18 protein-coding genes and 2 tRNA genes are annotated in these 22,389 nt (G+C 71.9%); 3 read left to right on the forward strand and 17 right to left on the reverse strand.

Going from position 1 to position 22,389, the window contains the following annotated elements; all coding sequences use genetic code 11:
• Positions 1 to 16: 16 nt before the first annotated feature.
• The 9 genes from holA to leuS form a co-directional block, all read right to left on the reverse strand.
• Positions 17 to 1,009, reverse strand: a complete 993-nt coding sequence (holA, locus tag ACYVMZ_RS03935) for a DNA polymerase III subunit delta (RefSeq protein ID WP_461075431.1) — start codon at positions 1,007 to 1,009, stop codon at positions 17 to 19.
• Between the two features lie 69 nt (positions 1,010 to 1,078).
• Positions 1,079 to 1,324, reverse strand: coding sequence for a hypothetical protein (locus tag ACYVMZ_RS03940; RefSeq protein ID WP_461075433.1), 246 nt, complete (start codon positions 1,322 to 1,324; stop codon positions 1,079 to 1,081).
• Between the two features lie 16 nt (positions 1,325 to 1,340).
• The gene (locus ACYVMZ_RS03945; protein ID WP_461076325.1) at positions 1,341 to 2,135 is read right to left on the reverse strand and encodes a YceI family protein; all 795 of its coding nucleotides are present in this window, start codon (positions 2,133 to 2,135) and stop codon (positions 1,341 to 1,343) included.
• 232 nt (positions 2,136 to 2,367) lie between these two features.
• Positions 2,368 to 3,231 (reverse strand): arylamine N-acetyltransferase family protein, encoded by an 864-nt coding sequence (locus tag ACYVMZ_RS03950; RefSeq protein WP_461075435.1) that lies wholly within the window; start codon positions 3,229 to 3,231, stop codon positions 2,368 to 2,370.
• Between the two features lie 4 nt (positions 3,232 to 3,235).
• Positions 3,236 to 6,058: a ComEC/Rec2 family competence protein gene (locus ACYVMZ_RS03955; RefSeq protein WP_461076327.1), complete on the reverse strand. Its 2,823-nt coding sequence runs from the start codon at positions 6,056 to 6,058 to the stop codon at positions 3,236 to 3,238.
• Between the two features lie 158 nt (positions 6,059 to 6,216).
• A complete protein-coding gene (locus ACYVMZ_RS03960) occupies positions 6,217 to 7,056 on the reverse strand; it encodes a helix-hairpin-helix domain-containing protein (RefSeq protein WP_461076329.1) in 840 nt (279 codons plus the stop codon).
• A gap of 663 nt (positions 7,057 to 7,719) precedes the next feature.
• A complete protein-coding gene (locus ACYVMZ_RS03965) occupies positions 7,720 to 8,565 on the reverse strand; it encodes a DegV family protein (RefSeq protein ID WP_461075437.1) in 846 nt (281 codons plus the stop codon).
• 72 nt (positions 8,566 to 8,637) lie between these two features.
• Positions 8,638 to 9,411 carry a hypothetical protein gene (locus ACYVMZ_RS03970; RefSeq protein ID WP_461075439.1) on the reverse strand — a complete coding sequence of 258 codons (774 nt, stop codon included), beginning with the start codon at positions 9,409 to 9,411 and terminating at the stop codon, positions 8,638 to 8,640.
• 141 nt (positions 9,412 to 9,552) lie between these two features.
• Positions 9,553 to 12,435 carry a leucine--tRNA ligase gene (gene leuS / locus ACYVMZ_RS03975; protein WP_461075441.1) on the reverse strand — a complete coding sequence of 961 codons (2,883 nt, stop codon included), beginning with the start codon at positions 12,433 to 12,435 and terminating at the stop codon, positions 9,553 to 9,555.
• Between the two features lie 563 nt (positions 12,436 to 12,998).
• Here leuS and ACYVMZ_RS03980 point away from each other — a divergent pair.
• Together ACYVMZ_RS03980 and ACYVMZ_RS03985 are read left to right on the forward strand one after the other, a co-directional pair.
• Entirely contained in the window at positions 12,999 to 14,252 is a 1,254-nt protein-coding gene (locus tag ACYVMZ_RS03980) for a cytochrome b/b6 domain-containing protein (protein WP_461075443.1), read from the forward strand.
• On the forward strand, positions 14,249 to 15,859 hold the full coding sequence (locus ACYVMZ_RS03985; protein WP_461075445.1) for an NADH-ubiquinone oxidoreductase-F iron-sulfur binding region domain-containing protein: 1,611 nt from the start codon (positions 14,249 to 14,251) through the stop codon (positions 15,857 to 15,859). The genes ACYVMZ_RS03980 and ACYVMZ_RS03985 overlap by 4 nt, the downstream gene beginning before the upstream one ends.
• Positions 15,860 to 15,977: 118 nt before the next feature.
• Here the strand turns inward: ACYVMZ_RS03985 and ACYVMZ_RS03990 are convergent.
• The 4 genes from ACYVMZ_RS03990 to ACYVMZ_RS04005 all read right to left on the reverse strand — a co-directional run bounded on the left by ACYVMZ_RS03990 (position 15,978) and on the right by ACYVMZ_RS04005 (position 18,042).
• A tRNA-Ala gene (locus ACYVMZ_RS03990) sits at positions 15,978 to 16,050 on the reverse strand.
• A gap of 147 nt (positions 16,051 to 16,197) precedes the next feature.
• The gene (locus tag ACYVMZ_RS03995) at positions 16,198 to 16,431 is read right to left on the reverse strand and encodes a hypothetical protein (protein ID WP_006136074.1); all 234 of its coding nucleotides are present in this window, start codon (positions 16,429 to 16,431) and stop codon (positions 16,198 to 16,200) included.
• A 3-nt stretch (positions 16,432 to 16,434) separates the two neighbouring features.
• A complete protein-coding gene (locus ACYVMZ_RS04000) occupies positions 16,435 to 16,608 on the reverse strand; it encodes a hypothetical protein (RefSeq protein WP_461075447.1) in 174 nt (57 codons plus the stop codon).
• A 69-nt stretch (positions 16,609 to 16,677) separates the two neighbouring features.
• Positions 16,678 to 18,042 (reverse strand): MFS transporter, encoded by a 1,365-nt coding sequence (locus tag ACYVMZ_RS04005; RefSeq protein WP_461076331.1) that lies wholly within the window; start codon positions 18,040 to 18,042, stop codon positions 16,678 to 16,680.
• 213 nt (positions 18,043 to 18,255) lie between these two features.
• On the opposite strand from ACYVMZ_RS04005, the gene ACYVMZ_RS04010 reads away from it, so the two are divergent.
• Positions 18,256 to 19,116 (forward strand): helix-turn-helix transcriptional regulator, encoded by an 861-nt coding sequence (locus ACYVMZ_RS04010; RefSeq protein WP_461075449.1) that lies wholly within the window; start codon positions 18,256 to 18,258, stop codon positions 19,114 to 19,116.
• Positions 19,117 to 19,153: 37 nt separating this feature from the next.
• On the opposite strand, the gene ACYVMZ_RS04015 is transcribed toward ACYVMZ_RS04010, so the two are convergent.
• The 4 genes from ACYVMZ_RS04015 to ACYVMZ_RS04030 form a co-directional block, all read right to left on the reverse strand.
• Positions 19,154 to 19,226 (reverse strand) — tRNA-Ala (locus ACYVMZ_RS04015).
• A 140-nt stretch (positions 19,227 to 19,366) separates the two neighbouring features.
• Positions 19,367 to 20,038 (reverse strand): histidine phosphatase family protein, encoded by a 672-nt coding sequence (locus tag ACYVMZ_RS04020; protein ID WP_461075451.1) that lies wholly within the window; start codon positions 20,036 to 20,038, stop codon positions 19,367 to 19,369.
• Positions 20,035 to 20,481, reverse strand: a complete 447-nt coding sequence (gene rsfS / locus ACYVMZ_RS04025) for a ribosome silencing factor (protein WP_461075453.1) — start codon at positions 20,479 to 20,481, stop codon at positions 20,035 to 20,037. The genes ACYVMZ_RS04020 and rsfS overlap by 4 nt, the downstream gene beginning before the upstream one ends.
• Positions 20,482 to 20,648: 167 nt before the next feature.
• Complete coding sequence (locus ACYVMZ_RS04030; protein ID WP_461075455.1) at positions 20,649 to 22,388, reverse strand: LCP family protein; 1,740 nt, start codon at positions 22,386 to 22,388, stop codon at positions 20,649 to 20,651.
• Position 22,389: the final 1 nt, after the last annotated feature.

Here is a 22,389-nt window from a genome sequence, read left to right on the forward strand (position 1 = left end):
CGCCCCTCCGCCGCCATTAGGCGCCGCGTCCCCTGGACCGCGCCGCCCGCGCGATCGTCACGACCGCCTTCTCGAGTGCGTACTCGGGATCATCCCCGCCGCCCTTCACCCCCGCATCCGCCTCGGCCACCGCCCGCAACGCCACCGCCACCCCGTCCGGGGTCCACCCCCGCATCTGCTGCCGCACCCGGTCGATCTTCCACGGCGGCATCCCCAGCTCCCGCGCGAGATCGGCCGGCCGGCCCCCCCGCGCGGACGACAGCTTCCCGATCGCCCGCACCCCCTGCGCGAGCGCACTGGTGATCATCACGGGGGCCACCCCGGTCGCCAGCGACCAGCGCAGCGCCTCCAGCGCCTCCGCCGCCCGCCCCTCGACCGCCCGGTCGGCGACCGTGAAGCTCGACGCCTCGGCCCGCCCGGTGTAGTACCGCCCGACGACGGCCTCGTCGATGGTCCCCTCGACGTCGGCGGTCAACTGGGACACGGCGGACGCCAGCTCCCGCAGATCGCTCCCGATGGCATCCACGAGCGCCTGGCACGCCTCGGGCGTGGCCGATCTCCCGGCCGCCCGGAACTCGCCCCGCACGAACGCCAGCCGGTCCGCCAGCTTCGTCATCTTCGGGCACGCCACCTCCCGGGCGCCCGCCTTGCGCGCCGCGTCGAGCAGCCCCTTCCCCTTGGCCCCGCCCGCGTGCAGCAGCACGAGCGTGATCTCCTCGGCGGGCGCCCCGAGATACGCCTTCACGTCCTTGAGCGTGTCGGCCGAGAGGTCCTGCGCATTGCGTACGACCACGACCTTGCGCTCCGCGAAGAGCGACGGGCTGGTCAGCTCGGCGAGCGTGCCGGGCTGCACCTGGTCCGGGGTCAGGTCACGGACGTCCGTGTCGGCGTCGGCGGCCTTCGCGGCGGCCACCACCTCCTGCACGGCACGGTCGAGCAGCAGCTCCTCCTGGCCCACGGCAAGCGTCACCGGGGCGAGAGGATCGTCATTCGCAGTGTTCCTGGCCATCGCGACAAGCATCCCACGCACCACTGACAACGGGTTTCGCGAGCGCCTCACCCCCCGTGGGCGCCGGGGCTACGGCTCTTCCCGCCACCCGTCCCACTCCCCCGCGAACTCGTCCAGCTGCCCCGCATCGAGCCGCCCCTCCTCGTCACGCAGCACGACCAGCCACTGCGCGTCCTCGGCATCGTCCTCACCGGCCAGGGCATCCCGCACCAGCTGCGGCTCCTCGACCACCCCGAACCGCTCCCCGAGCGCCTCGGCGACCTCTTCCGCGGCATCGCGGTCGGGCAGCACCAGCACGTGTCTCACATCGCTCACGAAGCCATTGTCCAGGTCAGGCCCTCGGCACGATCTGCACGTCCAGGTCGACCTCGATGCTCGGCCCCACTACCGCGATACCGCGCGCCAGCATCGTCTGCCAGCTCACCGTGAAGTCGTCGCGGTGCAGCTCGGTCGTGGCCCGGCAGGCCGCCCGTACCTCGCCCTCCATGCCGTTGCCCAGCCCGAGGTACTCCGTGTCGAGCGTGACCGTACGCGTCACCCCGTGCAGGGACAGCACCCCGGTGACGGCCCACCGGCTGCCGCCCTTGTACACGAACCGGTCGCCGTAGAACTCGAGCGTCGGGAAGCGCGCGACGTCCAGGAAGTCCGCCGACCGCAGATGGTCGTCGCGCATCTTCATGTTCGTGTCGATGGACGCCGCGTCGATCACCACGCGCAGGGCCGACCGTTCGACCGGCTCGGCGATCCGCACCACACCGGCGAAGGAGTTGAACCGCCCGTGGATCCGGGCCAGCCCGATGTGCCGCGCGGTGAAGCCGATGGAGGAGTGCGCCGGCTCGATCTCCCAGTCGCCGGGCGCGGGCAGCTCCGGAGGCCGGGCCACCTGAAGGGTCACGTCCCCGAGCGAGGCGAGCGTGTCCTCGGCCACCCTCGTGGCCGCCCGGTACGGCGTGTAACCCTCGGCCGACACCGCGAGCCGGTACTCCCCCGCGGGCAACGTCGCCACGAACGACCCGTAGGGGTCCACTCCCCCGGTGACCACCGTGCGCCCCATGGTGTCGCTGACCGCGAACTCCGCATGCGTCACCGGCTCGTTGACCAGATCGAGCACCCGGCAGGCCAGCATCCCGGCACTCGGCGGTGTCTGTACCGCCGCCAGCGGGCTCGTCCGGTGCACCCGGTTGGTCCGGCTTCCCAGCCAGCGGCGATCATCTACGACACCCTCTGTGCGCCTCGCCCTACCCGTTACCGAAGAGGCATTCGATCACTGCTGAGGCTTTCGAGGAAACACAGGACCGCATCATGGGAATCCAGCACATGTGCCGGTACTACGCACGAGTAGCGTCTTGTGCCCCGAATTAGCCGCTCCGGTCAGGGTTTCGGCCAGAGGTTTGATCACGGTTTCGCACAGTCGGTACGCTGCCGAGCTCCACACCGAACCGGTCCCGGTACACCGCGAGCACCTCCTCGTCCGTGCCCAGCTGGCGCCCCTCCCGCGTCCCGTCGGCAGCCGTCACCGTCAGTCGCCGGCCGCTGAGCGTGATCCTCCCTCTGTCCTCCGTTACCCGTGAGCAGACCAGTGACCGCGTGAAATGCGACACCGGCGAGGTGCTGTGCCACCACGCACCGGCCACGAAGTCGCCGAGCACCCGCGGCCGCGTTTCGAGGCGGTACTCGGATCTGCCGTTGCGGATCACGTCCAGATCCGCCGCCTCGACCGTGTCGTGCCCACCCCGCACCCCGGCCGCGTCCGGCCCCGCCTCGACGATCCGGAAGGTACCGCCCGGGTCCGCCTGCTCGCCCCGTTCCCCGAACGCCAGCGGGAAGTGACTGTGCGCCCCGAAGCCCACATCGGCCAGCCAGTCACCCCCGTCCACCGTCCGCACCCGCAGCGCGAGATGGTCGTACGGGATCCCGAGCCGCCCCTCGTCGCCGTACACCCGCGCCGCGAGCAGCGTGACGTCGTAGCCCAGCGCGGTGAGCAACGCGGCGAAGGCGCCGTTGAGTTCGTAGCAGAACCCGCCCCGCCGTGCGCCCACCACCTTGTCCAGCAGCCGCTTCTCGTCCAGGGCGATCTCCTCGCCGAGGTGGATGGAGAGGTTCTCGAACGGCACCCTCTGCAGATGGCGCAGGTGCAGCTCGCGCAGCACGTCGACGGTGGGCCACGCCGGGTGCTCGGCTCCCAGACGGAGCAGATAGGCATCAACCTGTGCGGAATCCATGCCCTCAGTCTCGCGCCACCCGCAGCTCCCCGCCCCCTCCGACGACCGCCAGAGCCCCGTCCCGGTCCGTCCGCAGCACGGTCGCGCCCCCGGAGCGCAGCGCCGCGACCGTGCTCGGCGCCGGGTGACCGTACGGGTTGTCCGCTCCGCAGGAGATCAACGCCAGCCGCGGCGCCACCCGGCGTATCAGGTCCGGGTCCTGGTAGGCCGACCCGTGGTGGGCGACCTTGAGCACGTCCACGTCCTCCAGCTCCGCGGCCGCGGGTGACCTCGCCAGCGCCTGCTGCGAGGGGGGTTCGAGGTCGCCGAGCAGCAGCAGGCGCAGCCCGCCCGACCGGACGAGCATGCTGACGCTGGCGTCGTTCGGCCCCTCGGGCTCGTGCGCCGGGTGCGGCAGCGCCGCTCTGCCGCTCGTGCCGGGCGGAGAGCTCGCGGGAGGCCACACCACCTGCCAGGACAGCTCCCCGGTGCGCCGCTCCTCCCCGGCGACGGCCCGCGTCACCGGAACGCGCCGAGCGGCCGCCTCCCTCCGTACGAACTCGGCCTGGTCAGCGGGCTCCTCGAAACCGGTCGTCTCGATCGCGCCCACCGCCCGTCCGCGCAGCACACCGGGCAGACCCGCCACGTGGTCGGCGTGGAAGTGGGTCAGCACGACGAGCGGGATCCGGGTGATACCGAGCGAGCGCAGGCAGTGGTCGACGAGCGCCGGATCGGGTCCCGTGTCCACCACCACCCCCGTTCCCTCGCCCGCCGCGAGCACCATCGCGTCGCCCTGCCCCACGTCGCACATCACGAGCCGCCAGCCGGGCGGCGGCCAGCCCGTGATCACCCGGGTCAGCGGCGCCGGCCGCACCACCACCAACACCAGCAGCACCGCGCAGACGGCACACCACCAGGGATGCCTCAGCAGCCGCCCGACGAGCAGCACGACCACCGTGACGGCGGCGAGCAGTGCCGCACCCGTCCAGCTGCCCGGCCAGTCCACTCCCCCGCCGGGCAGCGACGCCCCGGTCCGGGCGACCCCCGCGATCCACTCGGCGGGCCAGGTCGCGCACCAGGCGAGGGCCTTGGCGACCGGCATCGCCACCGGCGCGATGGCCAGCGCCGCGAAGCCCAGCACCGTGGCCGGCGCGACCGCGAACTCCGCGAGCAGATTGCACGGCACCGCCACCAGACTCACCCGCGCCGACAGCACCGCGACGACCGGGGCGCACAGGGCCTGCGCGGCAGCCGCGGCGGCCAGCGCTTCGGCCGGTCGCGGCGGCACTCCGCGCCGCCGCAGCCCGTCGCTCCAGCGGGGCGCGAGCGTGAGCAGGGCTCCGGTGGCCACGACGGAGAGCAGGAATCCGTAGCTCCGGGCCAGCCACGGGTCGTACAGCACCAGCAGCAGGACGGCAGTCGCCAGCGCCGGGATCAGTGACCTGCGGCGGCCGGTCGCCAGTGCGAGGAGCGCGACGGCCCCGCAGGCCGCGGCCCGCAGCACGCTCGGGTCCGGTCTGCACACGACGACGAACCCGAGTGTGAGCGCGCCCCCGAGCACAGCCGTCGTACGCAGGGAGATTCCGAGGCGGGGTGCCAGGCCCCGCCGCTCGAAGCGCTGCGCCAGGCCGGGCGGGCCGAGGAGCAACGCGAGGAGGATGGTGAAGTTGGCACCGGAAACGGCAAGGGTGTGCGCGAGGTCGGTCTCCTTGAAGGCCTCGTCCAGCTCCGGAGTGATCCGTGAGGTGTCTCCCACGACCAGCCCGGGCAGCAGCGCCCGGGCGTCCGCGGGCAGTCCGTCGGTCGCCTCCCGCAGCCCGGCGCGTAACCGGCCCGCGAACCGCTGTGGTCCGGACGGCTCCTCCACCACCTCCGGCTCGGCCTGATCCCGGACCCGCAGCACGGCCGCTACCCGGTCCCCGCCCACCAGGGCGGGCGCCAACCGTGCGCTGACGCGCAGCCGCGTGGAGGGCAGCAGCCCCAGCCACGGCGACCGCTCAGTCCGCTCCCCGGACACCCGGGCACCGGCCGACGCGCCCTCACCAGGCGACCGGGAGCCGCCCGACGAGCCCTCGCCGAGCACCCGAGCACCGCCCGACGAGCCCTCGCCGAGCACCCGAGCACCGCCCGACGAGCCCTCGCCGAATGCCCGAGCACCGCTCGGCGAGCCCTCGGCGGCTCGGCCGACCGAGCCCGCGTCGACGATCATCAGCACCGGCGCCCGCGTCGCCACGGCCCTGCCGTCCGTCTCCTCGACCCGCCGCACCTCGGCGTTGATCAGCACGGCGGTCGGTGCCACGTGGTCGCCTCTGACTCTGGGCCGGGTCAGCCGGGGATCGGAGGTGACCTCGACCTCCGCGGTCACCGCCGCGTACTGCCGTGCCAGCACCGGCACGGGTCCCCGGCGCAGATCGGCCCCGTGCAGTCCGGCCGTGCAGGCGGCCGCGGCGACGCAGAGCAGGACGGCGGCACCCGAGACGCGCGGCCACGCGCGTGCGCGGGCCCACCCCTGCCGGTATGCCGGTTGCCCGCGTGCGTAGGCCCGCCCCTCCCGGTTTGCCGGTTGCGCGCCTGCGTGAGCCCGCCCCTGTCCGTGTGCCGGTCGCGGCACTGGACGGCCCGGTCGGGATGCCGGCCGGCCTCGCGCTCGGTGACGCCGCACCGACAGGAGCAGACCGGCTGCCGCCAGGCACACCACCGCAACTCCTGCGATCCAGCCGGGCGAGGCGTCCAGCATCAACGCCGCCGTCGCCCAGGCGGCCAACGCGGGCGGCACGAGCCGGAGATCCGTCGGCCCTTCCTGTCGCGGACGCGCAACCCCGAGCCGCTTCCCCGGGGTGGCGTGAATGGGTCGCCGCACGGCCGTCCTGTGGTCGTTGAGCACGGCCGGCGGACCGGAGCCGGCCCGTCGGCCACGAGGCGTCGCCCGCTCCGGGGGAGCCGCCCGCCCTGGCGCAGTCACCCGCTCCGGCGCTGTCGCCCGCCCCGGCGCATCGAGTCCCCGCCTCATGGCCGGACCAGGTTCCGCAGGTCGGCGAAGCGACGGTCACCGATGCCGTTGACTTCGCGCAGCTCGTCCACCGAGCGGAAGCCGCCGTGCTGCGTGCGGTAGTCGATGATGTGCTGGGCCAGCACGGGGCCGACGCCCGGCAAGGTGTCGAGCTGGTCGACCGTGGCCGTGTTGAGGGAGATCGGAGCAGCGGGCCCCGCTCCAGCGACCGCGCCGGCTGTTCCTCCGGCAGCCGTGCCGCCCGCGCCGGTTCCGGTGACGGGAGCCGGGCCTCCTACGATCACCTGTTCGCCGTCCACGAGGAAGCGGGCGCGGTTGAGGCCGTCGGTGTCCGTGCCGGGACGCACCCCACCCGCGGCGCGCAGCGCGTCCGCGACACGCGAACCGGCCGGCAGGCGGTGAATCCCCGGATCACGGACCTTGCCGCTGACGTCCACCACGATCTCCGGCCCGGCCGTGCCCGTTGCCTTCACCGCCCCGTCCGCAGCGCCCGGCCCGCTGTCCTTCTCCTCGCCCTGCCCGCTTGCCCCCGGCTCCGTGTACGGCGGCGCCGCGCGCACCACCTCGGGCGGCCGCACCGGCTGCGTCCGACCGGTCCAGAAGTGCTGCACGGCGAACGCCGCGGCGACGACGAGCACCACCGTCAGGGCGAGCACGCTCCGCCGTTCCAGACCGCACCTCGCCTGCAGCCACACCGGCATCCGTTCCCGCAGCGCGAGCCCGACGCGCTCCCTCTCCCAACCCCTCGGCTCCGTATCCCCGAGCTCGTCCACCGCCCGGCCGGCAACCCGGACAGCCGGTGCACCGGGATCCCCGGGGACACCGACAGCCGACACCGCCGAGTCCGCGGCAACACCGACGGGCAGCAGGCCCAGGTCCCCAACCACGTCAGCAGCCCGCACCCGAGGATTCAGGGAAGCGCCCACAGGCGGCACATCCCGGTCCTCGACATCGGCCACCCGCACCCGAGGATCCAGGGAAACACCGACAGGCGGCACATCCAGACCCCCAGCATCGGCAAGCCGCACCCGCGGATCCAAGGCAGCCACGTCCACAGGCCGCACACTGAGATCCCCAGTCGCATCACTCCCCGACCGGCCCGACGTCTCCCCCGATGTGCCCCCTCCACGCGGTCCGGCATCAGACGGCGGCGGCCCCGCCCCTGGCTCCCGCCACTCCTCGACGTGTTCAGCCCCCTCGGCACGCTCGCCGAAGAGCATCTCCGCACGCCGCCGGAGTTCTTCCGCCGACGCCTGACGTTGCCGTGCCCGGCCTCGGACATGAGGCGGGCGACGGTGGCGAACACGGCCGTCGGACGCGGGCGCACGGCCCGGGCCGCTCGTTGCAGTCGCTGTGCGTGAACGTGATCGAAGTGCCATGCGACGAGGATCGGCCAGGTCACCACGTTCGCGATGATCTTGGTCAATTCCCGGGGATTACCGCCCGGTTGTGGATAACTCCGCCACCCACACGAGTGATCTCGGCTCGCCGAAGAGCCGTCACCGCGACGAAACCACAACGCCCAGCAACCCGGGCCCCGTATGCGCCCCGATCACCGCCCCGACCTCGCTGACGTGCAGGTCGGCCAGTCCGGACACCCGCGCCCGCAACCGGTCCGCGAGGGCCGACGCCCGGTCGGGGGCGGCGAGATGGTGGACGGCGATGTCGACCTGGGCGCTGCCCGCCCGGTCGGCCGCGATCTCCTCGAGGCGGGCGATCGCCTTCGACGCCGTGCGGACCTTCTCCAGCGGTTCGATGCGGCCACCGGCCAGCTGCAGCAGCGGTTTCACGGCGAGCGCCGAGCCGAGGAGCGCCTGCGCGGCGCCGATACGCCCGCCGCGGCGCAGGTAGTCGAGGGTGTCGACGTAGAAGTAGGCGGAGGTGCCCGCGGCCCGCTTCTCCGCGGCCGTGACCGCCTCGTCCACCGTGCCGCCGGCCTCCGCCGCCTCCGCCGCGGCGAGCGCGCAGAAGCCGAGCGCCATCGCGATCATGCCGGTGTCCACCACCCGTACCGGCACCGGCGCCTGGCGTGCCGCGACGACTGCCGCGTCGTACGTGCCCGAGAGCTCGGCGGAGAGGTGGAGCGAGACGATGCCGGTGGCGCCGGACTCGGCGACCTTGCGGTAGGTCTCCGCGAAGAGTTCGGGGCTGGGCCGGGAGGTGGTCACCGGGCGCCGCTTCTGCAAAGCCTGGGCCAGGGAACGGGTCGAGATCTCGGTGCCCTCTTCCAGTGCGCGGTCGCCGAGGACCACGGTCAGGGGCACCGCCGTGATGCCGTGGCGCTCCATCGTCCGGGCCGGCAGGTAGGCCGTTGAATCGGTGACGATCGCGACATGGCGGGACATGAGCTGGAGGTTACCTGGCGTAGCGCCGCCGCGGCAGTCCGGGCCCGCACCGCAACGACACGTGCGACCGGATCAAGTGGTGCTCTCGGGGCGGGGCTTCTTCTGCCAGGAGTACGTGGGCCGGGGGCCCGGGGGGTTGATGGCGGGCCGCGTCGGCTCCTCGGCCGTGCTCGGGCGCGAGGTCTCCGGCCAGGTCTGCCCGGCCGTCGGGCTGTCGGTGGCCGGAGCCTCCGGCCACGGAGGCGGAGGGGGCCCCTCCTGCCCGAGTGGAGCCGAGCGCCTGGGGGACGACTGCGACTCGGGCTCGGTCCAGTGCCGCAGCGCCCCGGCTTCCATGTCGATCTGGGCGCTGAGGGTGTCGAGGTCGTCGTCCGCGAAGCGGTGGGCACGGTCGCGGGCCGCCCAGCGCAGGGAGTCCGCCGACCGTGTGATGCGCTCCGTGCGCTCCCGCAGGTCGGGCAGCCGCGCGGCGAGCGCGGTGCGGTCCGGTTCGGACTCCAGGCGCCTGAGGTCGGCGTCCAGTTCGTGGCCGTGCGCGCTGAGCCGCTCGAAGAGGCCGAGGGACTCCTTGAGGGACTCGTCCTCGGCCACGCCCGCGTGCAGCGCGTCCTGCGTGGCCCGCATCGACGTGCGCAGCTTCAGCCGCAGTTGGGCGATCTCGCCCGCCGGGCCGGGCTGGGCGAAGGACTTGGCCCGCAGGGTGTGGTCCTCGACCGTGCGGCGGGCCTGGGTGATGGTGTGGTCCACGCGGCGCTTGGCGGCACCGACCACCTTCACCGTGGCGTAGGCGCCGAGCACGATGAAGAGCACGAAAAGCAGGGCGAAGACTGCGAACACTGCTTCCACGAGCTCCTCCTCCGTCTACGCGGCACACGCCGCGCCGCTCTTCAACGGTAAACGCAACGGGCAGGTCCGGAGTTCCAGAAGGACCCCGAACCTGCCCGTAGGGGACTACCCCGAGCCGGGGACGCCGCCCTGCACCGGCGCTCACGCCGGGACGATGTTCACCAGCTTCGGCGCCCGCACGATCACCTTGCGGATCCCGGCCCCGCCCAGCGCGGCCACGACCTTCTCGTCGGCCAGCGCGACCTTCTCCAGCTCGTCCTCGGAGATGGTTGGGGAGACCTCCAGCCGCGCCTTGACCTTGCCCCTGACCTGCACGACGCAGGTCACGGTCTCGTCCACGACGTAGGCCGGGTCGGCCACCGGGAAGTCCTGGTGGACGACGGAGTCGGTGTGGCCCAGCCTGCGCCACAGCTCCTCGGCGATGTGCGGGGCCAGCGGCGCGATCAGCAGCACCAGCGCCTCGGCGACCGACCGCGGCACCGGACGGCCCGCCTTGGTCAGGTGGTTGTTCAGCTCGGTGACCTTGGCGATGGCGGTGTTGAACCGCAGGCCCTCCAGGTCACCGCGCACACCGTCGATCGCCTTGTGCAGGGCGCGCAGCGTCTCCTCGTCGGGCTCGGCGTCGACCACGGTGACCTCACCGGTCGCCTCGTCGACGACGTTGCGCCACAGCCGCTGCAGCAGCCGGAACTGGCCGACCACCGCGCGCGTGTCCCACGGCCGCGACACGTCCAGCGGGCCCATCGCCATCTCGTACAGGCGCAGCGTGTCGGCCCCGTACTCGGCGCAGATCTCGTCCGGAGTGACGGCGTTCTTCAGGGACTTGCCCATCTTGCCCAGCAGGCGGGTGACCTTCTCGCCCTGGTAGTAGTACGCGCCGTCGCGCTCCTCCACCTCGGCGGCCGGCACCGCGATGCCACGGCTGTCGCGGTAGACGTAGGCCTGGATCATGCCCTGGTTGAACAGCTTGTGGAACGGCTCGGCCGAGGAGACGTGCCCCAGGTCGTGCAGGACCTTGGACCAGAAGCGCGCGTACAGCAGGTGCAGCACGGCGTGCTCGGCGCCGCCGACGTACAGGTCGACGCCGCCGTGCGGCTGGCCCTCGCGCGGGCCCATCCAGTACTGCTCGGTCTCCGGGTCGACCAGCTTCTCGCTGTTGTGCGGGTCCAGGTAGCGCAGCTCGTACCAGCAGGAACCGGCCCAGTTGGGCATGGTGTTGGTCTCGCGGCGGTACTTCTTCGGTCCGTCACCCAGGTCCAGGGTGACGTTGACCCACTCCTCGTTGCGCGACAGCGGCGTCTCGGGCTCGGTGTCGGCGTCGTCCGGGTCGAAGGTGCGCGGCGAGTAGTCCTCGACCTCCGGCAGCTCCAGCGGCAGCATCGACTCGGGCAGGGCGTGGGCGACGCCCTCCTCGTCGTAGACGATCGGGAAGGGCTCGCCCCAGTAGCGCTGGCGGCTGAACAGCCAGTCCCGCAGCCGGTAGTTGACGGTGCCCTCGCCGATGCCCTTGTCCTGCAGCCACTCGGTGATGCGCGCCTTGCCCTCGACGACGCCCAGGCCGTCCAGGCTGATCTCGTCGTTCGACGAGTTCATGATCTTCGCGTCGTACGAGTCGAAGGCGTCGTCCCACGTCGCCGGGTCGGTGCCGCGGCCGTCGGTCGGCTCGACCACGCAGTGGATGGGCAGCTCGAAGGCGCGCGCGAAGGCGAAGTCGCGGCTGTCGTGCGCCGGGACGGCCATGATCGCGCCGGTGCCGTAGCCCATCAGCACGTAGTCGGCGATGAAGACCGGGATCTTCTCGCCGTTGACCGGGTTGGTCGCGTACGCGCCCGTGAAGACACCGGTCTTGTCCTTGGCCTCGGCCTGCCGCTCGACGTCGGACTTGGCGGCGGCCTGCGCGCGGTAGGCGGCGACGGCCTCGGCCGGGGTGGCGTGGCCGCCGGTCCACACCTGGTGGGTGCCCTCGGGCCAGGCGGCCGGGGTGAACTTCTCGACCAGCGGGTGCTCGGGGGCCAGCACCATGTAGGTCGCACCGAACAGGGTGTCCGGGCGGGTGGTGAAGACGGTGATGCGCTCGCCGTCGATCGGGAAGTCGACGCGGGCGCCCTCGGAGCGGCCGATCCAGTTGCGCTGCTGCAGCTTGATGGCCTCGGGCCAGTCCAGCTCCTCCAGGTCCTCCAGCAGCCGCTCGGCGTAGGCGGTGATGCGCATGTTCCACTGGCGCAGCTTGGCCTTGAAGACCGGGAAGTTGCCGCGCTCGGAGCGGCCGTCGGCGGTGACCTCCTCGTTGGCCAGCACGGTGCCCAGGCCGGGGCACCAGTTGACCGGCGCGTCGGAGGCGTAGGCCAGGCGGTACTCACCCAGGACATCGGCCTGCTCGGCGGCGCTCAGTTCGCCCCACGCGCGCGTGCGGCCGTCGGCGCTCGGTACGGGACGCTCACCGGACTCGAACTGGGCGATCAGCTCGGAGATCGGGCGGGCCTTGCGGGCCTCCTCGTCGTACCAGGAGTTGAAGATCTGCAGGAAGATCCACTGGGTCCACTTGTAGTAGTCCGGGTCGATCGTGGCGAACGACCGGCGCTTGTCGTGGCCCAGGCCCAGCCGGCGCAGCTGGACCTTCATGTTCTCGATGTTGGCCTCGGTGGACACGCGCGGGTGCGTGCCGGTCTGCACGGCGTACTGCTCGGCGGGCAGGCCGAAGGCGTCGAAGCCCAGGGTGTGCAGGACGTTGTGGCCGGTCATCCGCTGGAAGCGCGCGAAGACGTCCGTGGCGATGTAGCCCAGGGGGTGGCCGACGTGCAGGCCCGCACCGGAGGGGTACGGGAACATGTCCATGATGAACTTCTTGGGCTTGGCGACCGTCTCCGGGTCGCCCGCCAGGTCGCCGCTCGGGTTCGGTGCCTCGTAGGTGCCCTCGGCGTCCCAGAAGTCCTGCCAGCGTGCCTCGATCTCGGCTGCCATGGCGGCCGTGTAGCGGTGCGGCGCGGCCGCCTCGGCGGCGGCAGCGGGGTTCGTCTCGCTCATGATCCTCAAAGCTCCATCGATCGTCTCTGCCAGCGGCTGTGACATGCAAGAAACGAAAAATCCCCTCGCACAGGAGGGGACGCCGCGCCGATTCCGACCACTCGATGCGACCGGTGGCCGGGACTGATCAGCGCGGCCCGCTAAGCAGAAGGCGTACGGCACGCATGGCATCAGGGTACCGCAGTGCCGGAGCGTACTGCGACGGGCTTCCGGGGCGCCCCGCACAACTGAACGGCACCGCACTCCGCGCCGTACGTGGGGGGTGAACCGCAGAAAAACCTGAACAAGGTTCAAAGGTTACTTCGCGTAACAGCCCCTATGGGGCGCCACAACAACCACATTGTCCTTTGATAACAGCGCAATAACTCAAACCTCCTACCCCTCGGTATGGCGCCGCTTAAAGTGCGGCAGCGGGACCGCTTTCCCGAACCGCTCGGAGTTGCCCCCATGAACCCTCGCCGCAGTAACAGCTCGCTCCCCCGACCGGCCCGGCCGGCCTCGGGGGCGGCGACGGCTGCCGTTCTGCTGGTCACACCCGTCCTCGCGATGGCGGGAGGTGTGTCGTGACGACGGACAACAGCACGATGGACGACTCTCTCGCGGAGTTCCTCAACTTCGGCGTGGGCGTCCTGTCACTGGTCTGCCTCACCTGCTCGGTGATCTGGGGACTCGTCGCCCAGGACCGGATCCTCCTCAACACCCGCCAGCGGATCCTGGCGCAGGCGGTGCACCGGACGACCGCGGCCGCCTCGATCGTCTTCCTGCTGGTGCACATCGGGGTCAAGCTCGCGCTGGATCACACCAGCTGGATCGCCGCCGTGATCCCCTTCGGTCTCTTCCTCACGGACGACGAGACCGTCACGGGCAGGGCGTTCCTCATCGGCCTCGGCACCGTGGCCAGCCTGCTCATGATCTTCGTGGGCGTCACCGGCGTCCTGCGCAACCGCTTCGCGTCCCCGGCGCCCGTCGCCGCCCGCTGGCGCGCCATGCACATGCTGGCCTACCCGGCCTGGTGCGCGGCGCTCATCCACGGCCTCTACGCGGGTCGCGCGGCGAAGCCGGTCTTCGTGATCCTGTACGGCCTGTCCGTGGCCGGGGTCATGGCGGCCCTCGCACTGCGCGCGGCGCCCCGCCCCGTCAAGCGCAAGATCACCGACAGGATCACCGCGCTCCTGGGAGCCGAGGGCCAGTCGGCCCGCGAGAAGCTGGACGCGAGCCGGGCCCGAGCCGCCGAGTCCGCCCTGCCGGGCTACGAGAGCGAGCGCGCCTCTCAGCCCCGTACGACGCCCTCCGGGCCGCTGTACGAGACGGCCGGGCGCCCCGCCGCCCAGGAGCCCGTCAACGGCTTCGCGGCCGCCTACCGGGCCGTCTCGGCGCCCCCACGCCCACAGCAGCAGCCCTTCGTGGCCGACCAGACCGCCCTCATGGACCTGCCGCTGGACATGCAGCCCACGGAGACCGTCCCGCGCATGGACGGCACCGGGCCGATCCCGCGCGTCGACAGCGGCGGCAGCACCTCTGGCAGCTGGCCGGTCCCGTCCCCGCCGCCGGTCGGCGAGGCGCCCCCGTCGGCGTACGACCCGCTCAACGACACCGGATACACCATCCCGGTCTACGACAATTCCGGCGCCTCCGGCTACGGCTCGAGTGATGTGTACGACACCGGTGAGGCGAACGCCGTCTTCGGTACGTACAACCCGAGTGACACGTACAACAACAGCGGTCCCGCCACTGAAACACTGCCCGGTGCCTCCTACGACTTCGACGCACCGGGTTCGGGCGAACCTTGGAACACGCCTTCCGGAGGCTTTAAGTGAACGAGGCCCTGCCCGACGTCCCCGAAGTCCGCGTGGTCGGCCTTCCTCAGCTCACGTCGGGCTTCGACCTTGTCGACAGACTTGACCTGCCCATGCACCTGAAGGTGCACGGGCCGCTCGAACCGATGGGCGGCGAACAGCTCGCGCAGCTCGCCGAGCGCATCAATCTCAGGGGCCGCGGCGGCGCGGGCTTCCCCTTCCACAAGAAGCTGCGCTCGGTCGCCGAGTCCGCGATCAAGCGCGGCATCCGGCCGGTCGTCGTCGTCAACGGCAGCGAGGACGAACCGGCCTGCCGCAAGGACACGGTGCTGATCAACCGTGCCCCGCACCTCGTCCTGGACGGCGCGCTGCTGTGCGCGGAGGCGCTGGGTGCCCGCACGCTCGTGGTGGGGGTCACCCGCGAGTCCACACAGCGCTCCATGGAGGCGGCACTCGCCGAACGCGGCCTCAGTAACGGACGCCGATCAGCGCTACGCGCGCGCGTGCAGCGCAACCCGGTGCGGATGGTCTCCGGCGCCGCCGCGTCGCTGATCCGCTCCATCGACGGCGGCCCCGCCATCCCGCCGGGCCGCAAGATCAGCGCCTCACAGAGCGGCGTCGGCGGCGCACCGACCCTGCTGTCGAACGCGGAGACCTTCGCCCAGCTGGCCATCGCCGCCCGCATCGGCCCGGAGCGCTACGGCAACACCGGCCTGTACGACGAGCCGGGCACCGTCATGCTCACGGTCTCCGGCGCGGTCGCCCGCCCGATGGTGATCGAGGTGCCCACGGGCGTGCCGCTGCGTTACGTCCTCCAGCTCGCCGGCGCGCCACCGGTGCCGCAGGGCGTGCTGACGGGTGGTTACCACGGCAAGTGGATCGACGCGGCGACGGTCAACGAGGCGATCGTCTCCCGCAACTCCCTGGACGCCGTGGGTGGTTCGCTGGGCGCCGGCGCCATCCTGCCGATCAGTCAGGAGACCTGCCCGCTGGGCGAGTCGCTGCGCGTGGCGCAGTGGCTGGCGGAGGAGAGCGCGGGCCAGTGCGGTCCCTGCTACCTCGGCCTGCCGGCCGCCGCGCGCGGCATGGAGGACATCCTCAACGGCGGCGGTCCGGCCGCCCTGGAGGCGCTCAAGCAGGTCGCCAAGAACGTGAAGCGGCGCGGTGCCTGCTCGCACCCGGACGGCTCCGCGATGTTCCTGGAGTCGACCATCAAGGCGTTCACGGACGACCTGGCCGCCCATGTCCTCGGAAACGGCTGCGGAAGGCCCGTACAGGGCGTTCTCCCGCTCTTCGCGGACGGCAGGGTCCCCACGGGCATCCCGGGCGGCGGACAGGCCGAGGAGACCGGCCCCAGCCGCCAGAAGATCTTCGTCGACTGGACGCTGTGCCGGGGCCACGGCCTGTGCGCGGACATCCTCCCCGAGGTCTTCCAGCTCGGCGCCGACGGCTTCCCGACCGTGGCGCAGGCCTCGGTGCCGCGCTACGCCGAGGCCAAGGCTCTACGCGCGGTGCGCCGCTGCCCGGCACTGGCCCTGCGCATCGAGGAGGACACGCGCGGCCAGGCGCCCTCCCGCAACCTCCCGGTCCTCTCCCAGGGCCGCGGACGCCGCGCGCTGGGACGCTGAGCACACGAACGGCGGGCCACCCCTCGGGGTGGCCCGCCGTTTCCGTTGCCGCACGTCGGCATCTCCGCCATACGCCGAAGGCGGACCATCCGTCGGGATGGTCCGCCTTCGAGTTCTGTGGAGCTAAGGAGAATTGAACTCCTGACCTCTTGCATGCCATGCAAGCGCTCTACCAACTGAGCTATAGCCCCTGGTGGCCACGCGGTGGATCCGCGTATCGACCTCGTCGCCCGGTTTCCCTGGCGGCGACGCCAACTTTACACGGTCCACGGGGCCCAACACCAAATCGTTTCCGTTCCGTCCGGATTCGACCCTGATGTCGGCCCCCGGTGTCCCGTTCAGGCCGTGACGAACGAGTAGAACCGCTTGAGGGTGCAGTGCTCCTCCAGGAGCCGGCCGTAGATCGGCTCGCCCTCCAGTTCGCGGTACGTCTCGATCGGGTCGCCCTTTATGATCAGCGCCCGCGCGCACTCCTCGCACCAGTACTGGTAGTCGGGATTGATCGGCTCCATGTCACGGACGATCGGGGTCCCGCTGCCGCACCAGTCGCACTTCCGCCTGTGTGCACCCATCGATCAGCTCCAGCTGTGGCCGCAGGCCGTGCACACGTAGGAGATCCCGCCGTTGTCGCCGAGAACCTGGGCGACGAACGCGGAACCGCAGGAAGGGCAGCTGAGGCGAGTGGACGTCTCCTGTGTCAACGATGCTCCGAGGAGGTGATCGACCTCCTCGCGGATGCTCGCAGGCATCGCAACTCCCTCCCGTAGGGCCGCGCCCCCTTCCGGCCGTTTGATTCTGCCACGGCTGGACCAATACGGTCAGCGACGCCCCAGTACCAGTCCGGACACGGCACCCGCCGCAGCCGTCCCGGCCAGCGCGAACATACACGCTGTCAGCGCCTCCGCAGAGGTATACGCCTCCAGGGTCCCAAGTGACTCAAGCCGGTTCAGGAACAGTGTGCCGAACGCCGCGACTCCGATCAGCTGACCGAGCTGGGTGACCGTCGCGAGCAGTCCGCCGGCGTCCGCCGCGTCCTCGGGCCGTACGGTCGCCAGCGCCCGGGTGAGCGTCGGGCTGAAGGCGAGCGCGAGCCCCGTCCCGACGCCGGCGTACGCGGCGAACACCAGGGCGCCGCCCTCGTCGCCGCCGTCCAGCACGAGGCCGACCCCGGCCACGGACAGCGCGGTGAGCGCGAATCCGGCCGGGATCAGCGCCCGCTGCCAGGACGCGGGCCAGTTTCGCCAGGTCAGTCCGACGACGCCGAAGACGACCGCCGTCGGCGCGAAGGTGAGCCCGGCGCGCAGCGCGCTGTAGCCGAGCCCGCCCTGGACGTGCAGGGTGAGCGCGAACAGGAAGCCGCCGTTGACGGCCATGACCGCGAGGATGCGGAAGACGGCGAGCCCGACGCCGGGGTGGCGCAGCACGCGGGGCGCGATCAGCGGGGCGCCGCCGCGCCGCGCCAGCCGCGCCTCGTACGCGCAGAACAGGGCGAACACGACCACGGCCGAGCCCAGCGACAGCCAGGTCCACAGCGGCCAGTCCTCCTCCTGCCCGAGCACCAGCGGCACGGTGAGCAGGGACACGGCAGCGCCGAGCAGCACCAGGCCCGGCAGGTCGAGGCCGCGCGCCCGCTCGGGCGCCGCCGCGCCACCCCGTGGCAGGACGCGCCTGCCGAGGAGCAGCAGGGCGATGCCGACGGGCACGTTCACGAGGAACACCGGCCGCCAGCCGGTGCCGAACAGGTCGGCGCTGACCAGGATTCCGCCGAGCACCTGCCCGGCCGCGGCGCCGACGGCGAGGACCGCCGAGTACGCGCCGAGCGCCTTCGCCCGCGCCTCGCCGGTGAAGGCGCGCTGGATGAGGCTGAGGACCTGCGGGATCATCAGGGCCGAGCCGGCGCCCTGCACCAGCCGGAACACGATGAGTTCGGCGGCGCCCTGCGCCAGGCCGCAGGCGAGCGAGGCGGCCGTGAAGAGCGCGAGCCCGGCCAGATGGACCCGGCCGTGGCCGAACCGGTCGCCGAGCCGGGCACCGGTGATCAGCAGCACCGAGTACGTGATGGCGTATCCGGCGACGACCAGCTGCAAGTCGGCGCCGGAGGCGTTCAGTTCGGTGCCGATGGTGGGGGCCGCGACGTTCACGATGAACACGTCGAGCAGCGCCATGAACTGGGCCGCGAGCAGGACCGGGAGCAGCGCCCGGGGCCGATTGTCAGTGCCGGGGTCTTTACTGTTCACAGGACTTGGCACGGGTGCGGGACCCGGCCCTGTTCGGGGTGTTGTCGTCATGCCGTCGAGCCTGGCGACAGCCCGGTACGGGTAGTGAGTGCCCGCTGATGCTGGTACTGACAGCACCTGGCAGGGACGAGTCGGGCGTCGACGATGGGGGATGTGACGATGAGGACGACACAGCGCCGCCGGCCCGAGCTGGCCGCGTTTCTGCGCAGCAGGCGCGCCCGGGTGACACCGGCCGACGTGGGCATGCCACCGGGACTGCGGCGCCGCACACCGGGGCTGCGACGGGAGGAGGTCGCCCAGCTCTCGGGCGTGGGCGTCACCTGGTACACGTGGCTGGAGCAGGGCCGGCCGATCAACGCCTCCCCGCAGGTCCTGGACGCCGTGGCGCGCACCCTGCGGCTCGACGCGCCGGAGCGGGAGCATCTGTACCACTTGGCGGAGGTGCCGTACACGCCGGCTCCGGAGCCCTCGGCGCAGAGCGTGGGCCCGGAGATCCGGGGCATCCTCGACGCCCTCGACCCGCGTCCGGCGGTGGTCTACAACGCGCGCTACGACATCCTCGCCACCAACGGCGCCTACCGGGACGTGTTCTCCTTCTCGGGGCGGACGCGCTTCGACGGGGCGCCCAACGCGCTGTGGACGCTGTTCACGGAACCGGAGGAGGACTGCCCGCTGGTGTTCCGGGACGAGGAGCTGCCGTTGATGGTGGCGACCCTGCGCGCCGCGTACGGCCGGCATGCCGGGGAGCGTCTCTGGGAGGACTTCATACGCAGGCTGTCGGCGGCGAGCCCGCTGTTCGCGCGGCTGTGGGAGAGCGGGGACGTGGCTCGGCCCGGGCGGCGGGTGAAGGTCTTCCGGCACGCGGAGGCGGGCGAGCTGCGGATGACGTCGGTGTCCCTGTCGATCAACGGGATGCCGGAGTGCCGGATCGTCGTCTACTCGCCGGACGACGCGGAGACGGAGCGGCGGGCGGCTCGGCTGCACGAAAAATCCCGCTCCCTGCAGGGAGCGGGATTCTGATCAACTGATCCTTGACAACTCAAGAGTGTCGATCGAGTGGAGCTAAGGAGAATTGAACTCCTGACCTCCTGCATGCCATGCAGGCGCTCTACCAACTGAGCTATAGCCCCTGGTGCCACGCGGCGGAGCCGCATGGTGTTTCGCCCCGCTCGGCGGGGCGAACAAGAAGAACTTTAGCCTGCGACCTGCCGGAAAGTGAAATCCGGGTCCCGGGCCCGGCTGCACCGGCCGAAGGCCGGCCCCGGGTGCCTCAGTCGTCGTCGCCGAGCACCGGCTCCGGCAGTGTGCCGGCGTTGTGCTCGAGGAGGCGCCAGCCGCGGGCGCCTTCGCCGAGGACGGACCAGCAGCAGTTGGTGAGCCCGCCCAGGCTCTCCCAGTTGTGGGGATCCAGGCCGAGGAGGCGGCCGATGGTGGTGCGGATCGTGCCGCCGTGGCTGACCACGACGAGCGTGCCGTTGTCGGGGAGCTTCTCGGCGTGCCGGAGCACGACGGGGGCGGCGCGGTCGGCGACCTCGGTCTCGAGTTCGCCGCCGCCGCGGCGCACCGGCTCACCGCGCTTCCACGCGGCGTACTCCTCGCCGTGCCGGGCGATGATCTCCTCGTGCGTCAGCCCCTGCCAGACGCCCGCGTAGGTCTCGCGCAGGCCCTCGTCGAGGGTCACGTCCAGGCCGGTGAGCGCGGCGAGCTCGGCGGCCGTGTTCGCGGCCCGCTTCAGGTCGGAGGCGATGATCGCGTCCGGCTTGAGGGCGACGAGCAGCCGGGCGGCGCGGCGGGCCTGGGCGACGCCGGTCTCGGTGAGCTCGACGTCCGTGGTGCCCTGGAAGCGCCGCTCCACGTTCCACGCGGTCTGGCCGTGCCGCCACAGGATGATGCGGCGGCCGCGGCCCGGCTTGCCGGCGGTCACCTCACCGGTGGCGCTCACCGCCACTCACCGCCCAGCTCCGCCGCCTCCTCGGCCGCCTGCAGCTTGGCGTGCTCCTCGGCCTTGCCGCGGGTCGCCCGGGCGTCGGCGGGCAGCTCGATCTCGGGGCAGTCCTTCCACAGCCGCTCCAGGGCGTAGAAGACGCGCTCCTCGCTGTGCTGCACGTGGACGACGATGTCGACGTAGTCGAGCAGGACCCAGCGGGCCTCGCGGTCGCCCTCGCGGCGCACCGGCTTGGCGCCGAGTTCCTTCAGGAGCCGCTCCTCGATCTCGTCGACGATCGACTTGACCTGGCGGTCGTTGGGCGCGGAGGCGAGCAGGAAGGCGTCCGTGATGGACAGCACATCACTGACGTCGTAGGCGACGACGTCGTGCGCGAGCTTGTCGGCGGCCGCCTGGGCGGCGGTGTTGATGAGCTCAAGAGAGCGGTCGGTTGCGGTCACTACACGGCTTTCGGTCGGCGGTCTCTTGTCATCAAGGGTCTCACGGACCGCCGTGAGCACCCCACATGATTGTCGGAGCAGGCGCGCGGGGCCGTGCCACCGGCGGTGACACGGCCCCGGACGCGGCAGCGAGGGACGGCTCGCATCCGCTGCGGAAGCGGTGCGGGCTACGACGACGGCTCGTAGTCCTGGCCGAGGACCACCGAGACGTTCGCGTTCCCGGACACCTTGCCCTTGGTGACGGAGCTGGTGGGCAGGCCCAGGGTCTTGGCGACCTCCGTGGCGTTCTCCTTGTCGGCGGCGTCGGAGTAGGTGACCTTGGACGTCGCCTGGGAGGCGGAGGCCGTACCGCCCTCCAGGAAGGTGAAGCCGCCGTTGAGGAGCACGACGCGGGCCTTCTCCGTGTTGTCCTTCACACCGCTGGCGTTCTGCACGGAGACGCTGACGGCGGCGTCCTTGTCGGGGCTCTTCGCGGTGCCGCCGAGGACGTCCTCGACCACGCTCGCACTGGCCTGCGCGCTGAGCGTGCCGTCGGTCTGGACGGGCAGCAGGGCCGTCTTGTAGTCGCCGCCCTTGGCGAGGTCGGCGAGCCGGGCCAGGAAGGTGGCGAGGTCCTTGTCGGTCAGGGGCGGTTCGATGATCTGGCCCAGTGTCTGGATCGTGGTGGTCGCGCCGGCCGGGTCGGAGGTCATCTTGCGCAGCACGCCCTGCATGACCTGCCCGAACCGCTCCAGCTGGGCGTTCTGGGCCTCGCCGGAGGCGCGGTAGGTGGCGTAGGCGACGGCCATCTTGCCGCTGAGGGTCTGGTCCTGCCCCTTGCTGACCAGGGGGGCCTCGCCCTTCTTCTCGGCGGCCGGGTCGGGCACGTCGGTGTTGGTGTCGATGTCGATGGTGCCGACGAGGTCGACGAGGTTCTGCAGGTAGGGGGTGTCCAGCCGCCAGGTGCCCTCGATGTCGGTGCCCAGGGCCGTGTCCAGGGCCTGGCGGGTGCCGTCGGAGCCGTCGTCCTCGACCGACTTGGCCAGTGTCGTCGTGGTGCCGTCGTCGCTGGTGAGCGCGAGGGAGTTGGGCAGCAGGACGGTCGTGCCCTGCTTGGTGGTGGTGTTGTCGACGAGCAGCGCCGTGGAGGTGCCGCCCTTCTTGGTGTCGTGCAGGTGGACGACGATCACATCGCGCTTCTGGGCGCCGGCCGGCGTCGCGGTGTCGGTCTTGGAGCCGGAGGAGGACAGGCCGGGCAGCTTCCCGGCGTACCAGAGGTAGCCGACGCCACCGGCCGCGACCAGGGCCAGGACGACGACCAGGGCGATCACACGCGCGCGTGCGCGGCGCCGGGCCTCCTCGCGGCGCTCGGTGCGGTTCTCGGTGAACTTCAGCCAGTCGATGACGTCCTCGGAGTCGTCATCGGGCTCCTCGACGAAGGCGAACTGCTCGGTGTGGTACTCCCGTTCGCCCTCGGCCCGGGCGGTGGTCTCCTCCCCGTCCGCCGGACCGGCCTGCTGCGGGATGTAGGCGGTCTGCTCGGCGACCCGGGGCTGCGGGCCGCCGGCCGCGGCCTGGCCGGCCTGGCCGTACGGGTCGTACGGCGTCGCGGTCCCGGTGCCTCCGGCGCCACCGTGTCCCCCGCTGCCGTAGGGGTCGTAGGAGGGGGCGGGAGCCTGCCGGCCGGTGTCATAGGAGCCGTACGGGGGCGCGGGCTGCTGCTGTCCCGTGGCGTACAGGTCGTAGCCGTAGCCCTGCTGCTGCCCGTGCTGCTGCGTGTACGGGTCGTACGTCTGCTGCCCGGTCTGCTGGGCGGGGACCTGGCGGTAGACGGGCCGGCCGTACTCGTCGTAGCCGACGAGCTCGTACGGGTCACCCCCATAGCCCGGCTGGTCGGCGCCGTACCCCGCGTCGTATCGGTCGTTCACC

The organism is Streptomyces deserti (assembly GCF_054782695.1).